This window comes from Paenibacillus baimaensis (assembly GCF_025567575.1).
This window is the reverse complement of the sequence record NZ_JAOQIO010000033.1, coordinates 45718-66904: the sequence shown is the minus strand read 5'-3', so window position 1 is coordinate 66904 and position 21187 is coordinate 45718. Positions and strand designations below refer to the sequence as shown.

General features: G+C 45.0%; 18 protein-coding genes. 12 read left to right on the top strand and 6 right to left on the bottom strand.

The annotated features are described in order from the left end of the window. Positions 1-128: 128 nt before the first annotated feature. Together OB236_RS11065 and OB236_RS11060 are read right to left on the bottom strand one after the other, a co-directional pair. Positions 129-968 carry a phosphotransferase gene (locus OB236_RS11065; protein WP_262684046.1) on the bottom strand — a complete coding sequence of 280 codons (840 nt, stop codon included), beginning with the start codon at positions 966-968 and terminating at the stop codon, positions 129-131. After that, positions 965-1540: a TetR/AcrR family transcriptional regulator gene (locus tag OB236_RS11060; RefSeq protein ID WP_262684045.1), complete on the bottom strand. Its 576-nt coding sequence runs from the start codon at positions 1538-1540 to the stop codon at positions 965-967. The genes OB236_RS11065 and OB236_RS11060 overlap by 4 nt, the downstream gene beginning before the upstream one ends. A gap of 803 nt (positions 1541-2343) precedes the next feature. Between OB236_RS11060 and OB236_RS11055 the strand changes: the two genes are divergently transcribed. Both OB236_RS11055 and OB236_RS11050 read left to right on the top strand, forming a co-directional pair. Beyond that, positions 2344-3495 carry a Gfo/Idh/MocA family protein gene (locus tag OB236_RS11055; RefSeq protein ID WP_262684044.1) on the top strand — a complete coding sequence of 384 codons (1152 nt, stop codon included), beginning with the start codon at positions 2344-2346 and terminating at the stop codon, positions 3493-3495. A 17-nt stretch (positions 3496-3512) separates the two neighbouring features. Beyond that, a complete protein-coding gene (locus tag OB236_RS11050) occupies positions 3513-4595 on the top strand; it encodes a Gfo/Idh/MocA family protein (protein WP_262684043.1) in 1083 nt (360 codons plus the stop codon). Here OB236_RS11050 and OB236_RS11045 read toward each other — a convergent pair. Beyond that, entirely contained in the window at positions 4579-5484 is a 906-nt protein-coding gene (locus tag OB236_RS11045) for an AraC family transcriptional regulator (protein WP_076235361.1), read from the bottom strand. The genes OB236_RS11050 and OB236_RS11045 overlap by 17 nt on opposite strands. A 435-nt stretch (positions 5485-5919) precedes the next feature. On the opposite strand from OB236_RS11045, the gene OB236_RS11040 reads away from it, so the two are divergent. From OB236_RS11040 to OB236_RS11015, 6 genes are all read left to right on the top strand, one after another. Next, entirely contained in the window at positions 5920-6786 is an 867-nt protein-coding gene (locus tag OB236_RS11040; protein ID WP_262684042.1) for an AraC family transcriptional regulator, read from the top strand. Between the two features lie 75 nt (positions 6787-6861). Continuing rightward, positions 6862-8148 carry an ABC transporter substrate-binding protein gene (locus tag OB236_RS11035; RefSeq protein ID WP_262684041.1) on the top strand — a complete coding sequence of 429 codons (1287 nt, stop codon included), beginning with the start codon at positions 6862-6864 and terminating at the stop codon, positions 8146-8148. A gap of 71 nt (positions 8149-8219) precedes the next feature. Next, complete coding sequence (locus OB236_RS11030; protein ID WP_408638441.1) at positions 8220-9128, top strand: carbohydrate ABC transporter permease; 909 nt, start codon at positions 8220-8222, stop codon at positions 9126-9128. Positions 9129-9135: 7 nt separating this feature from the next. Next, positions 9136-9954 (top strand): carbohydrate ABC transporter permease, encoded by an 819-nt coding sequence (locus OB236_RS11025; protein ID WP_372237381.1) that lies wholly within the window; start codon positions 9136-9138, stop codon positions 9952-9954. A gap of 321 nt (positions 9955-10275) precedes the next feature. Next, positions 10276-11082 (top strand): undecaprenyl-diphosphate phosphatase, encoded by an 807-nt coding sequence (locus OB236_RS11020; protein WP_262684040.1) that lies wholly within the window; start codon positions 10276-10278, stop codon positions 11080-11082. A gap of 484 nt (positions 11083-11566) precedes the next feature. After that, positions 11567-13087 (top strand): extracellular solute-binding protein, encoded by a 1521-nt coding sequence (locus OB236_RS11015; RefSeq protein ID WP_262684039.1) that lies wholly within the window; start codon positions 11567-11569, stop codon positions 13085-13087. A 183-nt stretch (positions 13088-13270) separates the two neighbouring features. Here OB236_RS11015 and OB236_RS11010 read toward each other — a convergent pair whose 3' ends face one another. Genes OB236_RS11010 through OB236_RS11000 form a run of 3 tightly spaced genes read right to left on the bottom strand, consistent with a single transcriptional unit; the run spans position 13271 to position 15842 of the window. Further along, positions 13271-14383 carry a cupin domain-containing protein gene (locus tag OB236_RS11010; RefSeq protein WP_262684038.1) on the bottom strand — a complete coding sequence of 371 codons (1113 nt, stop codon included), beginning with the start codon at positions 14381-14383 and terminating at the stop codon, positions 13271-13273. A gap of 17 nt (positions 14384-14400) precedes the next feature. After that, positions 14401-14895: a DinB family protein gene (locus tag OB236_RS11005; RefSeq protein WP_262684037.1), complete on the bottom strand. Its 495-nt coding sequence runs from the start codon at positions 14893-14895 to the stop codon at positions 14401-14403. A gap of 2 nt (positions 14896-14897) precedes the next feature. Then, positions 14898-15842 carry a fumarylacetoacetate hydrolase family protein gene (locus OB236_RS11000; protein WP_262684036.1) on the bottom strand — a complete coding sequence of 315 codons (945 nt, stop codon included), beginning with the start codon at positions 15840-15842 and terminating at the stop codon, positions 14898-14900. Positions 15843-16090: 248 nt separating this feature from the next. On the opposite strand from OB236_RS11000, the gene OB236_RS10995 reads away from it, so the two are divergent. The 4 genes from OB236_RS10995 to OB236_RS10980 all read left to right on the top strand — a co-directional run bounded on the left by OB236_RS10995 (position 16091) and on the right by OB236_RS10980 (position 21079). After that, positions 16091-16852, top strand: coding sequence for an IclR family transcriptional regulator (locus OB236_RS10995; protein ID WP_076235321.1), 762 nt, complete (start codon positions 16091-16093; stop codon positions 16850-16852). Between the two features lie 127 nt (positions 16853-16979). Beyond that, on the top strand, positions 16980-18005 hold the full coding sequence (locus OB236_RS10990) for a response regulator transcription factor (protein WP_262684035.1): 1026 nt from the start codon (positions 16980-16982) through the stop codon (positions 18003-18005). Beyond that, positions 18002-19531 carry an extracellular solute-binding protein gene (locus OB236_RS10985; RefSeq protein WP_262684034.1) on the top strand — a complete coding sequence of 510 codons (1530 nt, stop codon included), beginning with the start codon at positions 18002-18004 and terminating at the stop codon, positions 19529-19531. Before OB236_RS10990 ends, OB236_RS10985 begins: the two co-directional genes overlap by 4 nt. A gap of 225 nt (positions 19532-19756) precedes the next feature. Further along, the gene (locus OB236_RS10980; protein WP_262684033.1) at positions 19757-21079 is read left to right on the top strand and encodes a sulfatase family protein; all 1323 of its coding nucleotides are present in this window, start codon (positions 19757-19759) and stop codon (positions 21077-21079) included. Positions 21080-21187: the final 108 nt, after the last annotated feature.

Genomic DNA, 21187 nt, shown 5'->3' with positions numbered 1-21187 from the left:
TCCGTCTGTCCTTTCTACAGTTAAATTTATCAATAAATTGTTTGGTTTGACAGCATAACAAAACCATAATCGCGGATATCTTTGATCAGTTGCAATTGTTGCACCAAAGCCAGATGAACTCCTAATAGCTAAAGTCTTGACCTGATCTCGGCGAGAAGCAACATTTTTTCTTCCTCGCTGATAGCATCCGCACATAGTTTACGCGCCGCAACAGGCATGATCCAGTTTTCAACTTCATCCAGAGAATTGCCCGACAAACGGCGATACTCATCGCAAAATATTTGAATGATATGCGCTCTCAGGGAATCGAAGTTGGAAACCGCGCTGCTCGGAGCGTGGGGCGGCAAGATGGCATAACGGATCATAATGACATATTCGGCCAAATCAGCCTCTGGGTTGCCTATCGAAGCGTTCATCCAATCAATGAACAAAGCTTTGTTCCCACGAATCATGATGTTTCCCGGATTAGGGTCTCCATGGCAGACTTGCTTTTTGATAGGCAATTGTTCCAGATGGAGGATCACCCGTTCTTTCTCGGATGCGGTTAAATAGCCTGCCGAGCGAATGGAGTATATCATCATTTCTCTTTGAGAAGGCAAAGGAAGGTTGCCAAAACGATGTGTTTCGTTCAATAATCTTGCAGTGATTTTTAAAAATTCACTACTATCGCCATTTTGACTTTTTTCGGAAGGAGGCTGAATAAGGTAACGGAAGAAATGCTCCATCAACGATTCCCCGTGGATTCTTTCCATGACAATTGAGGGACGGCCATCGACTTCCAGTAATTCATAGGGACGGGCCGCGGGCAATCCGTTCTCCCATACGAGCATGTTATTGGAAAATTCTCTTTTCACCGCATCCACACTCGTGTTGCCCTTCGCTACTTTCACGATTTGTTGATTCCCGCCCCATTGGAATACTTCCGAGCAACCGCCTTCGCCTACTTTCTCTCCGACCATTTGCGTCATGATTGTGGTCTCCCTTCATAGGACAATAATGCCTCGTACATTTCTTTAACCATCTCTATAGTTTCATCGAAATCCATCTTTAGCGTGCCTGAATTGATCATTGTGCCAATCCCAGTGAGATAGATCGAGATTTTGATAAATATATTTTTTTGCTTATTCTCATCAATAGCTCGAAATCGCTTGCTATGAAGCATTGATTTCATACTTAACGTGTCTCCCATAAACACCTCGTGACTTAAATCAAAACTTTTGTATCCGGATAAATACACGAACTGAAAAATATATCGCTCTTGCTTCGCAAAATGCAAAAAACCGATCGCCATATTCAACGCTGGCGAGTTTTGGTCATCCTGATGGCTGAATATTTGATCCCGCATAAGACTTACAGCCATTCCATACACACAATCTTTAACTTCATCCATATTATCGTAGATTCGATACACAGGTTGAGTCGAGCAATTGAGTTTTTGTGCGATGTTTCGGGCAGTCAAGTATTCTAACCCTTGCACCCGGACAATTTCAAATGCTGCCTTTAAAATCTTCTCTTCCGTGATAACTGCTGTTGGGGGCATTGCTTCAACTCCTTAATAATAACATATGTTATGTAACTAATGTTATTTTAAAGTGGAGGTTGTGTCAATTCATTTTTTCCAAAGCACCTTGCTAAATAAACGTCGCCAACCAACTCCGACAATGAGCAACTTACATCCCCCTTGGCTCCACCAAACAAAAACGTTGTAGCACCGGGAATTCCCGGTGTTTTTAGATTTGTTATGGGGTATTGATCAGCCGAGAATTTCATCGTGGTCACACGTTTGGTCACATTAGTAAATTTTTGATGATATTTCTGCTTTTTCGGAAGCCAATGAACTCCATTCAGACATTATTTTTCTTAAGAAAAGCAATCGCCCTGTCCTCTGTTGAAGTCAGGGGATTCATTCAGCTTGGGAACGAATTATTGAATCGTCGTTGACAAATCAGAGCCGGAATTGAACAAACTGCATGGCGGGACAACGAAAGAGGCTTCACGCTCTTTGCTCTCTTGCTGCGTTCCCAAAAGCATGTTGCCATACTGCTGTGCCGTTTCTTTATGAACAGAAGGCAGTACGTGGCTATAAGTAGAGTGTGATGCGAATATCGGAATGGCCCAGTAATTCTTTTACTACTTTGGGATTGATGTTGCGTCAGGATAGCCACGGTATGTCCAAATGACATTGTGGAACACCAGTCCAACTAACTTTACTTACGGGTCCATGGAAATGGTTAGATCATGAACTCATCCGCAAAGTAGTTGCATTTTTTCACAAAATACTATCACATCTGTCAGTGCGTTCTTGGTATGCTAAGAACAACAAAGAGAGGGAGGGTGAAGAGGATGTTGAAGGTAGCTATTATTGGGGCAGGTGCGATTTCGAAGGCCCACATTGAGGGATATCTGCATTTTCCGGAGCGGTGCACGATTGTTGCGGTTTGTGATATTTATGAGGATAAAGCGCAGGAGCACATTGACCAATTTCAGTTGAATGCGCGGGCGATTAAGGATTATAAGGAACTACTGCAGGAGGAAATTGATCTTGTTTCCATTTGTACCCCTCCCTATACGCACGCAACCCTAACAACAGAGTTTCTTGAAGCGGGTTCTCATGTCATGGTTGAAAAACCGATGGCCTCTTCCCTCGAAGAGTGCGATCTGATGAATGATACTGCGAAGCGGACAGGCAAGATCTTATCTGTGGTGGCGCAGAACCGTTTCAAAACGCCGATGATGAAATTGAAAGCCGTGCTGGACAGCGGACTCATGGGAAAAATTGTCCACGTGCAAGTCGACTCCTTCTGGTGGCGCGGTCATTGCTACTACGATCTGTGGTGGCGCGGGACATGGGAGAAAGAAGGGGGAGGCCCGACGCTGAATCACGCCGTGCATCACCTCGATACGTTGCTTTGGATGATGGGTAGTCCAACGGAAATCCAAGCGTTCATGAGTAACGTGTCTCACGATAACGCGGAGGTCGAAGATCTTTCCATCGCCATGCTGCGTTATGAGGAGGGTTCTTTGGGGCAAGTGACCAGCTCAGTTGTTCACCATGGCGAGGAGCAGCAGCTGATCTTCCAGGGAGCGAAAGCGCGAGTTTCCACACCTTGGAAAGTGAAAGCATCCAACGCTTTAGCTAATGGCTTTCCTGAGACGAACCATGAGCTGGAGGTACAGCTGCAAGCCTTGTATGATATGCTGCCGGAAGTTGTGTATGAAGGCCACACGGGGCAAATCGATAATGTGCTAACCGCCATTGAAACCGGTGCTCTTGTGCTGATTGACGGTATTAGCGGACGTAAAACCCTTGAACTCATTACAGCGATTTATAAATCGTCCAGTACTGGGGAGCTCGTAGAACTGCCTCTAACGAAAGAAGATTTGTTTTACACGAGAAGTGGCGTACAGGCGAATGCGACTCACTTTTATGAAAAGAAGACATCCATCGAGAATTTCGCTTCACAAACGATTACAACCGGCAGTACATATAAATAAAAGAGGAGTTACACGACATGCAAAAAAGCGATGGTATGAATTACGCACCTCAAGGGAATTTCAACGCGGTTTGTCAGCCTGGAGAGTTTATATTTGCGGCAGCAGCGTTAGACCATGGACACATTTATGGTATGTGCAATGGGCTGAGGGAAGCGGGAGGTCAATTAAAGTGGGTTTATGATCCGGACCCGGCCAAAGTGGATAAGTTCGTCAGCACGTATCCCGATGTAAAGGTGGCGAGCTCACTTGATGACATTTTGCAGGATACCCAAGTCATGCTTGTTGCGGCAGCGGCAGTTCCTTGTGATCGCGGACCTCTGGGGCTTCGTGTTATGGATAGCGGTAAAGATTACTTCACGGACAAAGCGCCGTTTACCACATTGGAGCAACTGGAAGCGGCCCGTGCGAAGGTCGTCGAGACAGGACGGAAATATGCAGTGTACTACAGTGAGCGCTTGCATGTGGAAAGCTCTGTCTATGCCGGGCAGCTGATTGAACAAGGCGCGATAGGTCGCGTCCTGCAAGTTATTGGTCTGGGACCGCATCGGATTAGCTTGATGAGCAGACCGGATTGGTTTTTTGAAAAGGATAAGTTCGGCGGCATTTTATGTGACATCGGGAGCCATCAGATTGAGCAGTTCCTTCATTATACGGGTGCGAAAGACGCGAAGGTAGTTCATAGCAAAGTCGCCAACTATAACTATCCGCATTACCCGAACTTTGAAGATTTTGGCGATGCGGCATTAATCGGAGATAACGGAGCCACCGGCTATTTCCGTGTAGACTGGATGACGCCGGATGGTTTAAGCACATGGGGAGATGGCCGTATGACGATCCTGGGCAGCAAAGGGTACATCGAACTTCGCAAATATGTGGATATAGCCCGTGATCAGACGAGTGATCATGTCTATCTGGTGAATCAGGATGGTGAGCAGCATTTCGCTGTGAATGGGAAGGTCGGCTTTCCTTACTTCGGTCAATTGATCTTGGATTGCCTCAATCGCACGGAGAACGCTATGACGCAAGAGCATACGTTCAAAGCAGCGGAACTGTGTTTGATTGCGCAACGTAATGCAATTTCGATCACAGGTACGGAGTAGAGCTGGTGTCAAACTGCTTCTGCCATTGCTTCCGATATTGGTGCGGTGTAACGCCGATTTCCGTTTTAAACATTTTACAAAAGTAGGAGCAGTTCATCATGCCAACGGCTTCACCGATATGAGCCACTGCATGATCCGTTGAGATTAACAGTTTAACAGCCTGCTGCATACGCCTTGAGAACACGTAATCAGTAATGCTGGAGCCTGTACACTCTTTGAATAAGTGGGATAAATGGTGTGCAGAAAGGTGCAGCTCAGCGGCCATTTTCTCCAAACGCAGCGGTTCGGTGTAATGCCCCTCCAGCCAGACGAGTATGCGCTCTGCTTGGTGGGGCTTGCGCGACGTACCCATGCCAATCTGGCCTTTACTTTGTTCCCAAAGGGGCTTAAATTCGCGGAAAAAAGCGATCAAAAACAAGGAGTACTCTTCGAGCTCATCCTTCTTGATCAAAGTGGATTGTTTAAGCTCCAAGCTTTGTAACAGTGAGTGAAACTGTGCCGTTTCGTCAAGGTTAAATAGGCAAGGATAGGGCAGCTTGCTTGTATGAATATGCTTAAAAAAAGCCAATAAACTTGGCCATTTATCGAAATACGCTTCATAGAGTGAAGGTTCGAACTGAATGATAGAGCGAACGAAGGGCGTCTGCGGAGTCATTTCCATCTGAATATGATGCAGCTGATAAGGCTGGAACACACATAGCATGCCGGACATTACTTCGTAGCTTTTCTGATCAACGATAAGCGTACCCTTGCCTTCATGGACGATCAGAATCTCGATGCCTTGATGCGCATGGAACGTACCTTGGAACTGCTCAACTCCTGTGCTTTTTCGTTGGTATGCAAAATAGAGCCGGATTTCGTTCAAACCGAAAGGTTGAATATAAGACATCAGGGGGTCACGTCCTTTACACACTATAGCATACAGGAATGAAGCCGTGGTCTGCAAGGCTGTTGCATGTTTGAAGCTGATGGTTATGTGTGGAAACGAGGAATGTGAGCATGTTCGGTTATTGTCGACGATGATCCCATTCTTTTTGTGTTTCGAAAGCTATTCATATGCTACGGAAAGGATAGGTTGAAAGCTACATTTAAAACACGGATGTATCTTCGTCGAATCGGCTCCGATCAGGAGCTTTTCTTATGTTGAATGGATGAAAGAATGAAAACGGCGATGATTTCATTTACAGCAATCCTGATCAAAACAACAGCAATATACGTAAAACAAAAACAATAAAAGCATGATAAAATTTATATAAAGCGTTACCACATATATAAATTTATATAATATTGCTTTTTTTAAGTGTTCGAAAGGAGGAATGATAACATGCTTTCGATTCATAGCCCGACCAACCTTGCTCTGGAAAAGAACGGAATTTATGTTCGATCAGAGGTTGATAACTTTCAGGAAAGTTGGCCTATTCACACACATTACGGTACTGAAATTTACTTTTTTATCCAAGGAGACGCAACGTTGCTTATCGGGGATGTTATTTATAGTCCTTCACCAGGTGATATGTTTATTTTTAACGGGAGTGTACTGCATCGTATCAATCCGTCAAAGGAAACACCCTACGTCCGTAGCTATGTGAATTTTAATGAGTTATTTATACAGGATGTGCTTACTGGTGAAATGATTGATAAATTGAGTTCCCTGTTTCAATTCCCGAATGGTCTCTTGGTACGTTGGGATCCCGAGGAGTGTGAACAAATAAAAGAGTTGTTTATAGCATTGCGAGATGAAGATGAGAAGGAATCGGTTGGCTTTAAAGTGATGATGAAGACGTATTTGGTACAAATGTTGTTCAAAATTTACCGTAAAACGAAGCAGCTTTATTCATTTCATACGGTACCCACTCATTCGCAAAAACAATCAAGTGTGCGTCGTGTGCTTCATTTTATCAATCAAAATTATACGGAAACCTTTTCTCTCGACGAGCTCTCTAAGGTTTTACATTTGAATAAGTACTACATCTGTCATTCCTTCAAAGAAGCAACAGGCTACACGGTGAATAATTATTTGATTCGCAAACGAATCGAAGAGGCTAAAAAGATGTTGCTTTCTACCGATAGATCGGTTTTGGATATTTCTGAAAAATTAGGGTTTAACACTCCTGTGTATTTTAGTAGAGCCTTTAAACAATATGTCGGAATATCACCACAAAGCTACCGAAGGCATAGCGAACTAGGCTAAATGGCAAAATATCTTCCCTAAATCACATGGATATAGGGTTGAAATATATTTTTAATAAACAGGGGGTTGATTGTAATGAAAAAAAAGAGCTTGATGAAAAAAATATTTCTTTTGCTTTCTGTAGTTATGTTATTTACTTTGGCTGCATGCGGACCGAAACCAGGCAGTGATCAGGCCAGTGGTAAGAAAAATGTATCGCTTGATTTTGTATGGTTCTCTGACGGTGGCGAAGGTGATGTAATGAAAGGAATTATAAAGGATTACGAACAAGCGAATCCTAACGTCAAAATTAACTTGATTGAGGTCGCATTTAAAGATTTACAAACCAAATTAAAAACAATGGTCTCCGGCGGTAAACCCCCGGCACTGAGCCGTGTGACAGATACAGGGGCTTTTGCGAACCAAGCGCTTGATCTTACGCCCTATGTAGGTAGTGCCGATCAGTTCACACAGCAATTTATCGATTCACTTAAGCCGTATTATTTGATTAACAATAAACTGGTTGCTGCTCCGATGGACGTCACCGCCAACGGATTAATCTATAACAAGACGCTATTCAATAAAGCGGGCGTTAAGGTGCCGACTTCTCCGGATAATGTATGGACTTGGGATGAATATATGGCGGCATTGAAGCAGGTGACAGAAAAAGGCGGCGCCAAATATGGTATGGTTTGGGATTTCACACCTCACCGCTGGTCTACACTCTTGTATCAATTCGGCGGTAGTATGATAAGTGAAGACGGCACTAAAGCGACGATTAATAGCGAAGCAGGCATCAAAGCAACTGAGATGTTTAAAAAGCTTCATACGGATGGAATTATGCCGACATCTGTCTGGTTGGGAGGAGAAAACCCGAACAATCTATTCCGCTCCGGTACGGTAGCAGCCCATTGGGCAGGTAACTGGATGATTAGTAATTACAAGGATATAACCAATTTTGAGTGGGGAGTAACCTATATGCCGAAAGGGATACAGCGTTCATCAGTTCCCGGCGGGAAGTTCGTGATGGCATTAAAGGGTTCAGGAGTGGAGAAAGAATCAGCCGATTTTATTAAATATTTGACTACAAAGGATGTCAATTCTAAATATAACAAAGAATCATTATTCATGAGTCCCCGCAAAGACAGTTCTAAGCTGGATTACGCGTTTGGTAAAGATATGTTCGAAATATTTGCCGATGAACTGAAGAATACTTCACCGCTCGCTGCAAACGACTGGTCAAGGCAAATTCTTGTTACCAAGTTTTCGACGGATCTGAAAAATAACCTGGTTGAAGTTATCTCAGGGAAAATAACGGCAAAAGATGCAATGGATAAATCCGCAATATTGATTGATAAAGCAATTAGCGACGCCAGTAAATAGTAGATCAGAATGGGCTGCGTCCGTTTGGATGAAGCCCATTCAATCATCACTTTATGAAAAGAGGCATGTAAATGGGTGAGCCGATTAAGGCATCTATGACCTACAAAAGCTCGAAATCCGGAGGTAAGTCTACAATTGCTCCGTATTTGTTTGTTCTCCCTAATTTGATTATATTTTTTGTGTTTATCGTCATCCCCGCCATCCTTGGCCTTTTATATTCTTTCTACGAGTATGATGGATTGAATCCGATGACATTTATTGGTCTGGATAACTATTTGGATATATTTAAAAATATGGAGTTCTGGTCTACTTTAGGTAAAACTGCAATTTACGCCGCAATAGTTGTTCCTTTAATCTATGGTATCGCACTCATTATTGCTTCGCTTTTGATTCAGGAAGTCAGATTTAGGGGTTTGTTTCGAGCCATCTATTATTGGCCGACCATGATTTCCTTTATCATTGTGGGTTTAACGTGGAAATGGATTTTTGGTGATGCCTTTGGTATCGTCAACTACTTACTGACCTGGATTGGATTAGAGCCGATTGCATTTTTGTCATCATCGTTTTGGGCTAATATTGTGGTTATAATTGCCACGGTTTGGTCGCGGGTTGGCTTCTTCATGGTCATTTTCATTGCGGGCTTGCAAGCTATCCCTGTGGACTATTATGAAGCAGGTCGTCTGGACGGCGCTTCCAAGCTTAGATTGTTTTGGAGTATTACTTTACCTTTATTAAAACCTACAAGCTTACTCGTGGTAATGCTCTCTCTGATTGACGCCTTTAAAGCTTTTCCGCTGATGTTTGCCTTAACCGGCGGAGGTCCGGGTAAAGAAACGACTTTCATCGTCCAGTACATTTACGAGGTCGGGTTTACAAAGCAGGAGTTGGGGCTGGCGAGTGCAATGTCGGTTGTACTATTTGCCATTATTGGGATCTTCTCTGCTCTACAGTTCCGTTTGTCGAAAGGGGGAGCTGTTTAGTATGGAAATGAGAGCCTTATCCAAATTTGCAGTTTACGCGGTGTTGATCGTGATCGGTTTGCTATGGATATTTCCGGTGCTATGGGTTGTCATATCATCTTTTAAAACGAATAACGTTTTATACAGTTTTCCGGCTAAGTTTTGGCCACAGCCTATAACTTTTGAACATTTTACCGAAGCGTGGGGTAAAGGTAACTTCGGTTTATATTTTAAAAATAGTGTGGTAGTTACCATTTCATCAACTATTCTACTGTTATTTATTAATTCTATGGCCGGGTTTGCCTTGGCAAAGTACTCCTTTAGAGGGAGCTCCATTATTCTCATCGGGTTTATTTCCACTTTAATGATTCCGCTTGAGGTCATCATGATCCCCATTTTTAAAGTGCTAAGTTTTTTGGGTCTGTACAATAATTTGTTAGCCATTATCATTCCGCCAGCAGCTACGCCGACAGGTGTGTTTCTGATGAGGCAGTATTTATTAACGGTGCCTGAGGAGCTGTTGGAAGCGGCAAGAATGGATGGTGCGAGCGAATGGAAAATCTATTGGCGCATTATATTACCGATTGCTAAACCCATGCTGGCTGTGTTGGCTATTTTCTCTTTTATGTGGCGTTGGGACGACTTCTTATGGCCATTAATTGCAATCAGCGATCCGTCCAAATACACCATTCAGTTAGCTCTTTCTAATTTTATCGGTGAATTCAATGTCGATTGGGGAAGTCTATTGGCTATGTCCGTTATCACCATGATTCCAATGCTTGCCGTCTTCTTGACATTCCAACGTTATTTTGTGAGCGGTATGATTACTTCCGGAATGAAAGGATGAACTCAAACCGATATGAACAGGTCTGTTACGAAAAGAAGGATACAGATAGATCCCAGATTCGCATATGAGCTTGTATGATAAAAGCAGTATAAGGGGGAATCGAACCGAAAGTCACAGTAAATTAGAAGGAAGCTGTCGAGGGACAAGAAATTGATTCCTTTACCGGGAAGGACAAGTTCAAGGTACTAAAGTAATGAGCAATGTGACAATTATGTCATACTGAATTGAATATTGTTAGGTCAATCGATGGGTATATATTGATATCTCCCTTATACTGGAAATTGTTGAACGAGTTTAATTCCGTAAGGGGGATATCCACTGATGACTGATGTAATTAAAGCAATAATACTTGGCATAATAGAGGGCTTAACTGAATTTTTACCGGTATCGTCTACTGGACATCTTATTTTAGCAGGCTATTTGCTTAGCTTTGAGGGAGACGCTGCAATAACTTTTAAAATTGTTATACAGTTGGGTGCAGTGATGGCAGTTCTCATTCTTTATTGGAAAAGGTATTTGGAGATAGGGGCTAATCTGATTAGAATGGATTTTTCCCAAAGTAAAGGATTAAATGTCATTCATATGATTTTGGCTATGTTACCAGCATTAATCGTATATCTTCTCTTCAAGGACACAATAAAAAGCCAATTATTCGGTCCAACCCCTGTTTTAATCGGTCTAGTTACTGGTGGCTTGTTGATGATCATCGCAGCGCGGAGTAGGAGAACTGAAACTGCTGATACGATTGATGGGATTACTTATAAACAAGCTTTCGGGATTGGAGTATTTCAATGTTTGTCTTTATATCCGGGTTTTTCTAGATCGGGTTCGACGATTTCAGGTGGCCTTCTGCTTGGCACTAGCCAAAAAGCGGCCGCAGATTTTACGTTCCTTATTTCCGTGCCTGTTATGTTCGGTGCAAGCTTGTTGGATTTGTACGATAGTCGCGATTTGCTGAATTCTGATGATTTCTTTCTAATATTAATTGGCTTTACGACATCCTTTCTTGTGGCAATGATTGCAGTAGTGACATTCATCAAACTGATTAAGCGAATTCGATTAGAATGGTTTGCACTATACCGTTTTGTCTTAGCAGCTCTCTTCTATTTAATAGTAGTCTTACAGTAACCAGTTTTGTATTTGAATGCTAAAGAAATCTTTCCTACTATCATTATGCTCTAACGGAACACGATAGCTTAATGGAGTAGTCTACAACTTTATTATTCGGATTTAACTTAAGCAACACCTCAATCTGATATTGAGTTTAAATCTTAATGCTCTATACTCTTGCAGATATACGGCTAATTGAACCGGAAGAAGGGCGTTTCAAAGAAGCCGCCAATTATGCCCAGCGCCTACCACCCGGGAACCGTTGTCAGGAATATGATACCAGGAGGGGCAGCGTGCTCCAAGCTGCCATTATAATGTAGAAAATGAGAGCTCTTCTATGGGACCATTTGGTTAAGAGATGTAGTGTCCTGAATAATAGAAAGCGATAAGTGTTGTTCTCTCTCTGGGTAAGAAATCAGAGAATCGTGTAAAGCGGTTTTTGTTCAAATCCACTATGATAAGGATATAACAAAAACCGTTGTACATTTGAAAGGGGAACACAATGAAAAAGAAGTTGTTGGTATTATGCGCTTTAGCGCTCTCAGTAAGCAGTATTGTAGCTTGCACAAAGCAGGATGCTGGCTTCTCAGCACCAAAAAAGTCCGATGACAAGGCTGCGGCTACAGGTGAAATAAGTGAAAAGTTGACCATCACCTGGATGGCTCGATCCTTTCAAGGCGGAGGCTGGCCGGAAGACCATCCGATGATCCAGGAATTAAATAAAAAGTTTAACGTGGACCTGAAGCTTCAATGGATACCGGCTGCTAATTATAAAGAGAAGCTGAATGTGCTTGCAGCTTCGAATGATTTTCCTGATGTCTTTTTTGTCCTTCATCCGGAATTCAATAAGTGGAAGAAGCAGGGAATATTCCTTGATGCACAGCCTCTTTTAGGTCAATATCCGAACTTGGCGAAAATTCCTCAGGAAGCACTGAATTCGCTGAATCCGAAGGGCAAAACACTCGGAATTCCTTACTATATCACGGAAGCAAGAGATTCCTTATCCATCCGCGAGGATTGGCTAAAGAAGCTTAACTTGTCCTCACCAAAAACGCTGGATGAATTTTATGAAGTGGCGAAGGCATTTGCAACCAAAGATCCGGACGGCAATGGTGTTCAGGATACGACCGGCTTTTCGTTTTATATAGATTCAACTACCAATTCACTTCGGGATATTGAGTTTATCATGGCCGGTTTCGGCTTATGGAATCAGTGGAAGGATGTAAACGGTAAGCTAACCCCTTATCAGATACAAGTAGAGGAGTGGAAAAACTTTTTGACCTTTATGAACAAAGCCTATAATGAAGGCGTGCTGGACAAGGATTTTGGCGTTAACAAGATTAGGTCGACCGTAGAGAAGTTCGAGTCGAGTAAAGTGGGCTTTGCTTATTTAAATCCAAATGATTACAACACGACAATTAAAAACGTAACCAAGCTTGCACCGAACGCCGTACCCGTTCCCTTAGAGCCTCCAAAAGGCCCGACAGGCTTAACCGGAACGAATAATATCGATATGCTGGATAAAAACGTAATCAATGCAAAAATCGATCCGAAGAAGCAGCGCCGTATCCTCATGATGCTGGATTATTTCCTTTCGCCAGAGGGCTCTGATTTCATTAAGCACGGGATCGAAGGGGTTCATTACAAGAAAGTCTCCAATGATAAATATGAGAAGCTGGAAGCGGCAGACAAGGACCGTCAGAACTTAATAAATAACTGGGTGTTCCGTCCCTTTGATCCAAGTATTCAAATGTACAAATGGGATGAACCGTCTCAAAACAAAAAGATCGGCGACATGTTCATAGAAAACAAGAAATATAAGTATGCCAATCAGGCGGCAGGGCTGGAATCCGAGACCATGATTCGCAGCGGTGCCAATCTGAACGCCAAGTTTATGGAAAGCGTCACAAAAATCATTATGGGCCGTGATCCGATTAATGCCATTGAGAAAGCGTCCGAAAGCTGGTTGCAAGGCGGAGGCAATAAAATCATCGAAGAAATCAACAAGTCGTATAAAGAATAATTTGGCATACCCCTCAGCCCCTTCCTTGATTGGAGGGGGCTATTTGCGTGCAGTCTACCGGTTGTCGTGCGGATTATCCAGCCATGACCTTGTCGGCCATGCACCAAGCCGCCGGCATACCTAAGAGCCTGCTTGTGATCGGGATCTCAAGCAGGCTTATCTAAATCAGGTTTATTCTAAGAATTAAGGCAAAAGCGGTTTGAATTCGTCTACGACCGTCTGATGGCCTGAGTCGGCCTCATAGCTCTCTTCGCGCTGAAGCTCGAATTTATCCATTATCGGGCTATCACTCACGGAGAACATATAAGCATCCTCAGCAGCGATATGCTCATGCCAAGCCCAATTCGGGATGACAAGGAAATCGCCCTGCGACCAATCAAAGCGAACGCCATTGATGATCGAGCAGCCGGAACCCTTGAACACCTGATAAATGCTTGAACTGGTATGGCGGTGAGCTTTCGAGTGGAAGCCTCCCGGCAGCTTTTGCATCCAAGCGGCAATGTTTGGGTTGGCTGTTTTCCCATTGCTAGGGTTAATAAATTCAACGGCATAGCCATCATACGGGTCCGGCTCAAAGCGGCTTAAGCCTTCGAGAGCTGCTAGCGTTTGGGACCACTTATAGGAACCAACCGGTGCAATCTTCGGCTCCCGGTCAGATATCGGACGAACCATACCGCCCTCATACCGCCCAGGGCTGAAGTAGTCCGGCACATTCGGCTGCTCTATGCGTTCCGGATAACTTTCGAAGAATGTCCCGCCGATCGCATAGATCGTTGGAATATCCAGGCAGTCCATCCAAATCATCGGCTTATCGCCGAGGTGGGCGTGGCCGTGCCACAGATCTTTAGGAGTAGTCAGGAAATCGCCTTCCTCCATAAAAAAACGTTCGCCCTGCACGATAGAATAGGCGCCATTTCCTTGCATAATAAACCGGAGAGCGCTTTGCGTATGACGATGGGAAGGGGCGGTTTCACCAGGCAGTAACAGTTGAACGGCCGCGTACAACGTTTGTGTCGTCGACGCCCAGCCCCATGGCTGGCGATTCGTTAATCCGGGATTTTGCAAATAAATCGCCCGCCGCTCTCCGCCCCGGTCCGGTGTAAAGATTTCACGCGCCTCCATAAGCTTTGCGTAAAGCGTTTCCCATTTCCATAAATACGCTACGGCGTGCGGAGTCGGCTGCTTATGCATCAGCTCGGGAATGGCGTTCCAGAGCGGACCCAGGTGGTATTTCTCAATTTCCTGGTTAAAATTCTTGACGGTTTGACTTTGGAAAAAATCTGTTTTTTCTGCCATGGGCTCGCACCTCTTCTTTAGTTTGTTAATTTCCGGGCTTCAAACTGTTCGATGTTTCTGCGAATTTGCTTTAAATGGGTCACCAAATGATCGGTGAGAAGGTGATCGATAATAAAAGACATCGGCTTTATGCCGAAACGTGGGTTCCGACTTTCCGCTTCCAGCTTCAAGTCGTCTTCACCAATCGAACCGAGGATAGTCTCCACCTGCCGCTTTGTATTCGCGAGCCCTTCCAAGGCATCAGCGGTAGAACGCTGGTGTGCTTGACTGACAGCAGCGAGACGTCCTTCGTGCTGCAGGCCACGACCCCACGGTGCTGGTTTTTTCAAGGTATCCTGCAGTTCATGCAGCCAGTAAGGAATCGCTTCCTCAAGATGGCAGACGACTTCCTGGATGGACCATTTTTCTTCGGTTGGCTTCCAGAGAATAAGCTCATCGGACAGCCCCTTTGTCAGCTCGACAATTTCGTCTGTGGTTTGATGGATCGCAGCAATCGTTTCGTTCATAGTCATCCTTATACCCCCTCGCTTACTTTCTTTACTTTGTTCTCCAGTACGCCGACGCGGTCGATCTCAATACGCACGACATCGCCGTCTTTCAGGAACACCTGCGGCTCGCGGGCAACGCCAACGCCTCCCGGCGTGCCTGTCAGGATCACGTCTCCCGGCTCCAGGGTCATCAGATTCGATAAAAATTCAACCAAGTAGGATACGCTGAATACAAGGTTCGAGGTATTGGAGTGCTGGCGCTCTTCGCCATTAACGGTCAGGACAACCTCCAGTCCCGAAGGGTCTTGAAGCTCATCGGTGGTCACAAGCCAAGGGCCCATCGGCGCGCTGCCTTCCACGGTTTTGCCCTGCAGCCATTCAATCGTTCTTCTTTGAATATCGCGGTAGGTGACGTCGTTCACGATCGTGTAACCGGCAACATAATTCAGCGCGTCAGCCTGTGATACGCTGCGTGCGCGCTTCCCGACGACAAATGCAAATTCCGCTTCATAGTCAAGCTGTTCGGAAACCGGATAGAATGGAATGTCGTCCTGAGGGCCGACAATAGTGTTACTGAATTTCGCAAATACCACCGGAACCGGAGGCAGTCCGCGGCCCATTTCGAGAATATGCTCCCGGTAATTGTGGCCGACGCAAATCATTTTACCGGGATTCAGCACAGGAGCCTCGATTTTTACATCTGACACGTTTTGTAGAACCTTATATTTGAATCCCTCGGTGCTATTCAGGACATAATTGACGGCCTTGTTCGCCAGTGCCATGCTTGGGTCGCCGCCCTGTAAAAATTCCACCATGTTCGCGGGAACATAGGCTTCTGCAATTTGCGCTGCGCGGATGACGCCGTCGGCTTCCAGCATTGAGCGGCAGGCGAGGTTTAGGTCAATAATTTGATTCTCGAGACGACATCCGATACGCGTGTTACCTTCGTAGTTAAAGCTTACTAATTTCATGATTTTCGCTCCTTTGTTTAATAGAATATCGCAGGATTTGTTCTACGAATAAATAATTATAATATTAGAGAACTTAATTCTCTTATTATATAATAAAAACGTATTCTTCAGAAATTGTCAATATATCTAATCGACGATTACTTCTTTTTTTGATAGTGCAGGTTGACACGTCTTGAGTAATATCGCTATATTTTATTTATTCATAGTGAACTTTGTTCACTCTATAACCTCCGGAAAGGTTGTTTGTCATGACCGAAATCAAATCAGGCACTACCATTCAATCACTGCAAATCGGCTTCAGTATCGTTGAGCTCGTGGCGTCATACGATCAACCGCTGAAATTTAATGATATCCAAGAGAAAACCCAGATTACGAAAAGTAACTTGTATAAATATTTAAATACGCTCACCCTTAGCGGGATTCTATACCGGGATAAGGAGAACGGCTTATATTCCCTTGGCAGCAAGCTGGTCGAGCTTGGCATGAAAGCCTTGAACAAGGAGGAGATGATCGAGCGGGTGACGCCGTTCCTGCAGGAAATCAACCGGACCTGCAAACAAACCGTGCTGCTGACGTCATGGTCGCAGAGCGGCCCGGTCGTCGTGAAGATGATCAATAGTCATCAGGGCTTGAATATCGGTGCTCAGATCGGCACGCTGCTCCCAATCCTCTCGGCAGCAGGTAAGGTGTACGCCGCTTTTATGGAGGAGGCGGTGATAGGCGTTTGGAGTAAGCAGCAGCTTACGACCTTGGATGAGGAACGTGGATTAAAGCTGAAGACCGAAATCGAGGCGATACGGTTGCATGGGATTTCCTTTGCCAGTGAACCGCTTGTTCCAAGTATCTCTTCGGTTGCCCTGCCGATTATTAATTTTCAAAAGAGTCTGCTCGGGGCTGTGGTCATTGTCGGCTTCTCCGACGCGCTGCCCACGCACATCGACGAAGTCATGAGCCAATATTTGCTAAAAGTGAACAAAGAGATATGTGCGATCTTCGGCTGCAAAGGCTGAGTTCATGGCTGTACTTTCAGATAATTGGATAATTTTAAATTTTTTCGAGTAAAGGGAAATGCTAACCTCAGAAAGAAGTTGTATGGCATTAGAAAAACACATGAACAGATGAGAGGAGGGGACCCCGATGTACCATGTGCTCGTAGCAGAGGATGAGCATTGGATCCGCAGCGGTATTGTCGAGATGGTAGACCGGATCGGAAGCGGGTTTAAGGTCACAGGGGAAGCCGGAGATGGGGTTGAGGCTTGGAACCTTATTCAAGAGCTGTGTCCGACCGTCCTTATAACCGATATTATGATGCCCAAGATGGATGGGCTGTCGTTAATCAAGCAAATCGATGAAATTAAATTCCCTATAGTAAGTATTATTATCAGCGGCTATGATAATTTCTCTTATGCTCAGCAAGGCATACGTTACGGGGTGTCCGAATATTTGCTGAAGCCGGTAAGAGAAGATGTACTCAAGGAAGCGCTGGAAAGATCCTTACACCGGCTGGAGTTGCTCCATCCTGTTCATGATCAGCTGATGAGCATCAACACCTTCGTCGAACAGATTCAAACCATGGATGTTCAGCAGCTAATGGGGGAGCAAGCGCAGCTGGTTCAATCCATTCTGAGGAACAAGAACAGCCATCCGAGCTCGAAGCTTGGTTTGCTTCGCATATTGGCCGGAAAGCTGAATGACCTGCTGGAATATACGTACCCTGAATTTCAGAAATCGGACGTTCTCGATGAGCGGACGGAGGAATCGCTGAAAAGGCATATTCAGTATTTAATCGAACAATGGTGTCAATATGAACAGCATCAGCATCAACATCACAAGCGCTCTTTTCGGCTCGTCATTAAGAAGGCCTGCGATTTCGCCGAGAAGAGCTACATGCAAGAGATCAGTCTATCACAAATAGCCGATTACGTCGGTCTTAGCGTTTCCCATTTCAGTGCGTTGTTCAAGCAGCATACGGGCGATTCGTTCGTCAACTATATGAACAAGTTCCGGATCGAGAAGGCGAAGCAGCTGCTGCTGGAGCCAGACTTGAAAATATACCAGGTAGCAGATATGGTCGGCTTCTCATCCATGCCTTACTTTAACCGGGTGTTTAAAAATATAACAGGGCTATCGCCGAATGAATATAGAAAAGGCATGGGGATATGATACCTATAAGAAAGAAATGGCTGACATGGTGCGCTATCCTGCTGTTGTCATCCGCAGTCTTAGGCTGTACGGGAACGGATTCCGAAGGATTGAAGGCATCTCCTAAGGTGGAAGAAAAAGCCGATCCTGCGAATGAGTTGAGCGAGAAGCTGACGATTACATGGATGGCACGCGCTTTTGAGGGTGGAGGCTGGCCCGATGACCATCCGATGATCCAGGAATTAAACAACAAATTCAATGTCGATTTAAAGATTCAATGGGTGTCCGCAGATATTTATAAAGAAAAAATGGCCGTGCTCGCAGCCTCGAATGATTTTCCAGATATATTTCTGGCACTTTACCCGGATTTTAACCGGTGGAAGAAGCAAGGCTTGTTCCTTGATGTTCAGCCACTTCTCGATCAATACCCCAATCTTGCGAACATTCCGGATGCCGAATTGAAGGCACTCAACCCAAAAGGAAGAGTTTTCGGATTTCCTTTCTACATCACACAAGCGAGGGATACGTTGACCGTACGGGAGGATTGGCTGAAGAAGCTCGATCTGGCCATCCCCAAAACATTGGATGAGTTTTACGAGGTAGCGAAGGCGTTTACAACGAAGGATCCCGATGGGAATGGCATACAGGATACAAGCGGATTTACTTTTTATATGGATGATAACGCTCTGTTTCGTGACGTTGAATTTATTTTGGCCGGATTTGGCTTGAGAAATCAGTGGCGGAATGTCGACGGGAAATTAATTCCGTATCAAACGCAGGTGGATGAGTGGAAGCAGGCATTGACCTTCCTTAATAGGGCTTACAAGGAAGGTGTATTGGATAAGGATTTTGCCGTAAATAAGGTTGGCGCATCTACGGTGAAATTCGAGTCGGGTAAGGTTGGCTTTGCCATGCTGAATCCGAATCAGTTTCTGAAAAGCAGGAACACCTTAACCAAGCTTGTACCGAATGCAGCCTATACTCCGATGGAACCGCCAAAGGGACAGACCGGCTTAACCGGTACTTCAAACCTGGATATGCTGGATAAGAACGTTATTAATTCCAGGATCGATCCTAAAAAGCAGAGGCGTATCCTGATGATGCTCGATTATTTCCTTTCCCCGGCGGGAGCCGACTTTATCAAGCACGGGATCGAAGGTGTCCATTATAAGAAAATAACCGATGATAGATACCAAAGGCTGCAGGCCGCGAACATGGATCGGCAAAACTTGATTAATAACTGGATTTTCCGTCCTTTTAATCCGGGCATTCAATTGTATAAATGGGAGGACCCAGCGCAGCACCAAGCGATTAAAAATATGTTTGCCATGAATGAAAAACATAAGTGGAGCAATCCGGCGGCCGGCTTGGAATCGGAGACTTTAACTCGAAACGGTACTAAGCTGAATGCCAACTTTGCCCAAGCTGTGGCAAGAATTATTATGGGTGATGCCCCCGTTGATTCCATAGAAACCGCTTCGGCTGAGTGGATGGCGAATGGCGGCAAACAAATCATGGAGGAAATAAACCGGGCTTACAAAGAGTAGTGTTGCCATGCTGTTCGACTGGAGTAGTCTGTCGGACAGCATTTTTTCATGCCTACAAAAGGTAAATCGCAATCGCATGTATCACAAATCAGAGAATTGTGTAACGACATACGGAAACGAATTCAATATGATTAAGCCAGAGTAAGCGGAAGCGGATGTGCTGACTTATTGGGAAGTGTTTGCAACGAGCCGAAGCCATTATTCATAATACGAGGAGAAGACGCTATGAAAAATGTTATGATGATCACCACAGACCAACAAAATCTCGATGCCATGGGCTGCATTAATTCCAGTTATTATACTCCTAATCTGGATAAGCTAATCGGACGGAGTGTGCGCTTTACAGGTGTGATTTCCACATCCGCACAATGCTCGCCGTCGAGGGCCACCTGGATGACAGGGAAATTCCCGCATCAGGTTGGCGTCAATAATATCGGTCATGTGCTCGATCCACAGGAGTGGGGCATTGCAAAATCGTTTAATCAGGCTGGCTATGAGACCGTGTATTTGGGAAAGTGGCATTTGGGGTTGTCCCCAGCGGATCATGAGTTTCAGATTACCGATTATCGGACAGACGGTTTTGAGCTGGGAGCTGCCAATTCCGATCCGCGCTTTCACAGCCACAAGGATGCTGTAACAACCACGAAAGCATTGAATTACTTGGACGATTATGAAGGTAGCAAGCCGTTCTTTATGGCGGTAAACTGGTTTATGCCGCATCCGAACGTGCCGGTTGATAAACCATTCGAGCTGATTGAGCAGTATGCGGAGCAGTTTCCGCTTGAAGACATGCCCATTCCGAGCAGCTATTATCTTGATGACTTATCTACCAAGCCTGCCTTTCAGTTGGAACGTTCCAGGACGGGCGAATCCATCCTTACGGAGGAACTGGTTCGGCGTGACGCTCAACACTATCGTTCCTTGCTTACGCTTATGGATCAGAACCTTGGCCGTTTAATGGATAAGCTTGAATCGAAGGGAATGCTTGAAAGCACAGTCGTCCTGTTTACAACGGATCATGGCGATATGCAGGGGGCCCACAAGCTGCGATTGAAGGGGGTTCTTCCGTATAAGGAGCTGTATAACGTGCCCGTGATCCTGCACGTGCCGGGGACGAACCCAACGCGAAACGTCATTCCTGATCTGGTATCCAGTTCGGCTGTTACCGGCACCTTGCTGGATGCGGTCGGTATAGAGGTGCCTGCCGAATGCGAAGGCGGTTCGCTGATACCTCATCTCAAATTGGCTGAGTCTCCTGCGGAGCAGCTTGTTTTCTTTGAGCATTACAAGGCGTATTGGGGTTATCATCCTTTCCGTGGCGCACAAACGCCAGAATGGAAGTATGTGTATTACTACGAGGAAGATATGGAGGAGATGTACGACCTTCATCAGGACCCGGACGAGCTGGTCAATGTGGCAGGACATCCCGAAGCGGAAGAAGCACGCAGAGTACTTCGCCAAGCTGTGGATGAGTGGTGGGAAGCGACCGGAGCATTGTCGCAGCCTTCCATACCAGATACGATTAACAAATGGGGTAGCGAAGGTTAAGGTTTCCTTGCTGCCGCGCAAGATTAAAAGAGGATGTCATCTGAGAGGATGGCATCCTTATTCATTTCCTGGATAACCTTTCAGCAAATTGGCTAATTTTTATTATTC

Bases quoted from the DNA above. Each gene is read 5' to 3' on its own strand.
- OB236_RS10990 (WP_262684035.1), top strand. From the start codon at position 16,980: ATGTACCATGTGCTCGTAGCAGAGGATGAGCATTGGATCCGCAGCGGT.
- OB236_RS10985 (WP_262684034.1), top strand. From the start codon at position 18,002: ATGATACCTATAAGAAAGAAATGGCTGACATGGTGCGCTATCCTGCTG.
- OB236_RS11035 (WP_262684041.1), top strand. From the start codon at position 6,862: ATGAAAAAAAAGAGCTTGATGAAAAAAATATTTCTTTTGCTTTCTGTA.
- OB236_RS10980 (WP_262684033.1), top strand. From the start codon at position 19,757: ATGAAAAATGTTATGATGATCACCACAGACCAACAAAATCTCGATGCC.
- OB236_RS11055 (WP_262684044.1), top strand. From the start codon at position 2,344: ATGTTGAAGGTAGCTATTATTGGGGCAGGTGCGATTTCGAAGGCCCAC.
- OB236_RS11030 (WP_408638441.1), top strand. From the start codon at position 8,220: ATGGGTGAGCCGATTAAGGCATCTATGACCTACAAAAGCTCGAAATCC.
- OB236_RS11040 (WP_262684042.1), top strand. From the start codon at position 5,920: ATGCTTTCGATTCATAGCCCGACCAACCTTGCTCTGGAAAAGAACGGA.
- OB236_RS11065 (WP_262684046.1), bottom strand. From the start codon at position 968: ATGACGCAAATGGTCGGAGAGAAAGTAGGCGAAGGCGGTTGCTCGGAA.
- OB236_RS11045 (WP_076235361.1), bottom strand. From the start codon at position 5,484: ATGTCTTATATTCAACCTTTCGGTTTGAACGAAATCCGGCTCTATTTT.
- OB236_RS11050 (WP_262684043.1), top strand. From the start codon at position 3,513: ATGCAAAAAAGCGATGGTATGAATTACGCACCTCAAGGGAATTTCAAC.
- OB236_RS11025 (WP_372237381.1), top strand. From the start codon at position 9,136: ATGAGAGCCTTATCCAAATTTGCAGTTTACGCGGTGTTGATCGTGATC.
- OB236_RS11005 (WP_262684037.1), bottom strand. From the start codon at position 14,895: ATGACTATGAACGAAACGATTGCTGCGATCCATCAAACCACAGACGAA.
- OB236_RS11020 (WP_262684040.1), top strand. From the start codon at position 10,276: ATGACTGATGTAATTAAAGCAATAATACTTGGCATAATAGAGGGCTTA.
- OB236_RS11015 (WP_262684039.1), top strand. From the start codon at position 11,567: ATGAAAAAGAAGTTGTTGGTATTATGCGCTTTAGCGCTCTCAGTAAGC.
- OB236_RS10995 (WP_076235321.1), top strand. From the start codon at position 16,091: ATGACCGAAATCAAATCAGGCACTACCATTCAATCACTGCAAATCGGC.
- OB236_RS11060 (WP_262684045.1), bottom strand. From the start codon at position 1,540: ATGCCCCCAACAGCAGTTATCACGGAAGAGAAGATTTTAAAGGCAGCA.
- OB236_RS11010 (WP_262684038.1), bottom strand. From the start codon at position 14,383: ATGGCAGAAAAAACAGATTTTTTCCAAAGTCAAACCGTCAAGAATTTT.
- OB236_RS11000 (WP_262684036.1), bottom strand. From the start codon at position 15,842: ATGAAATTAGTAAGCTTTAACTACGAAGGTAACACGCGTATCGGATGT.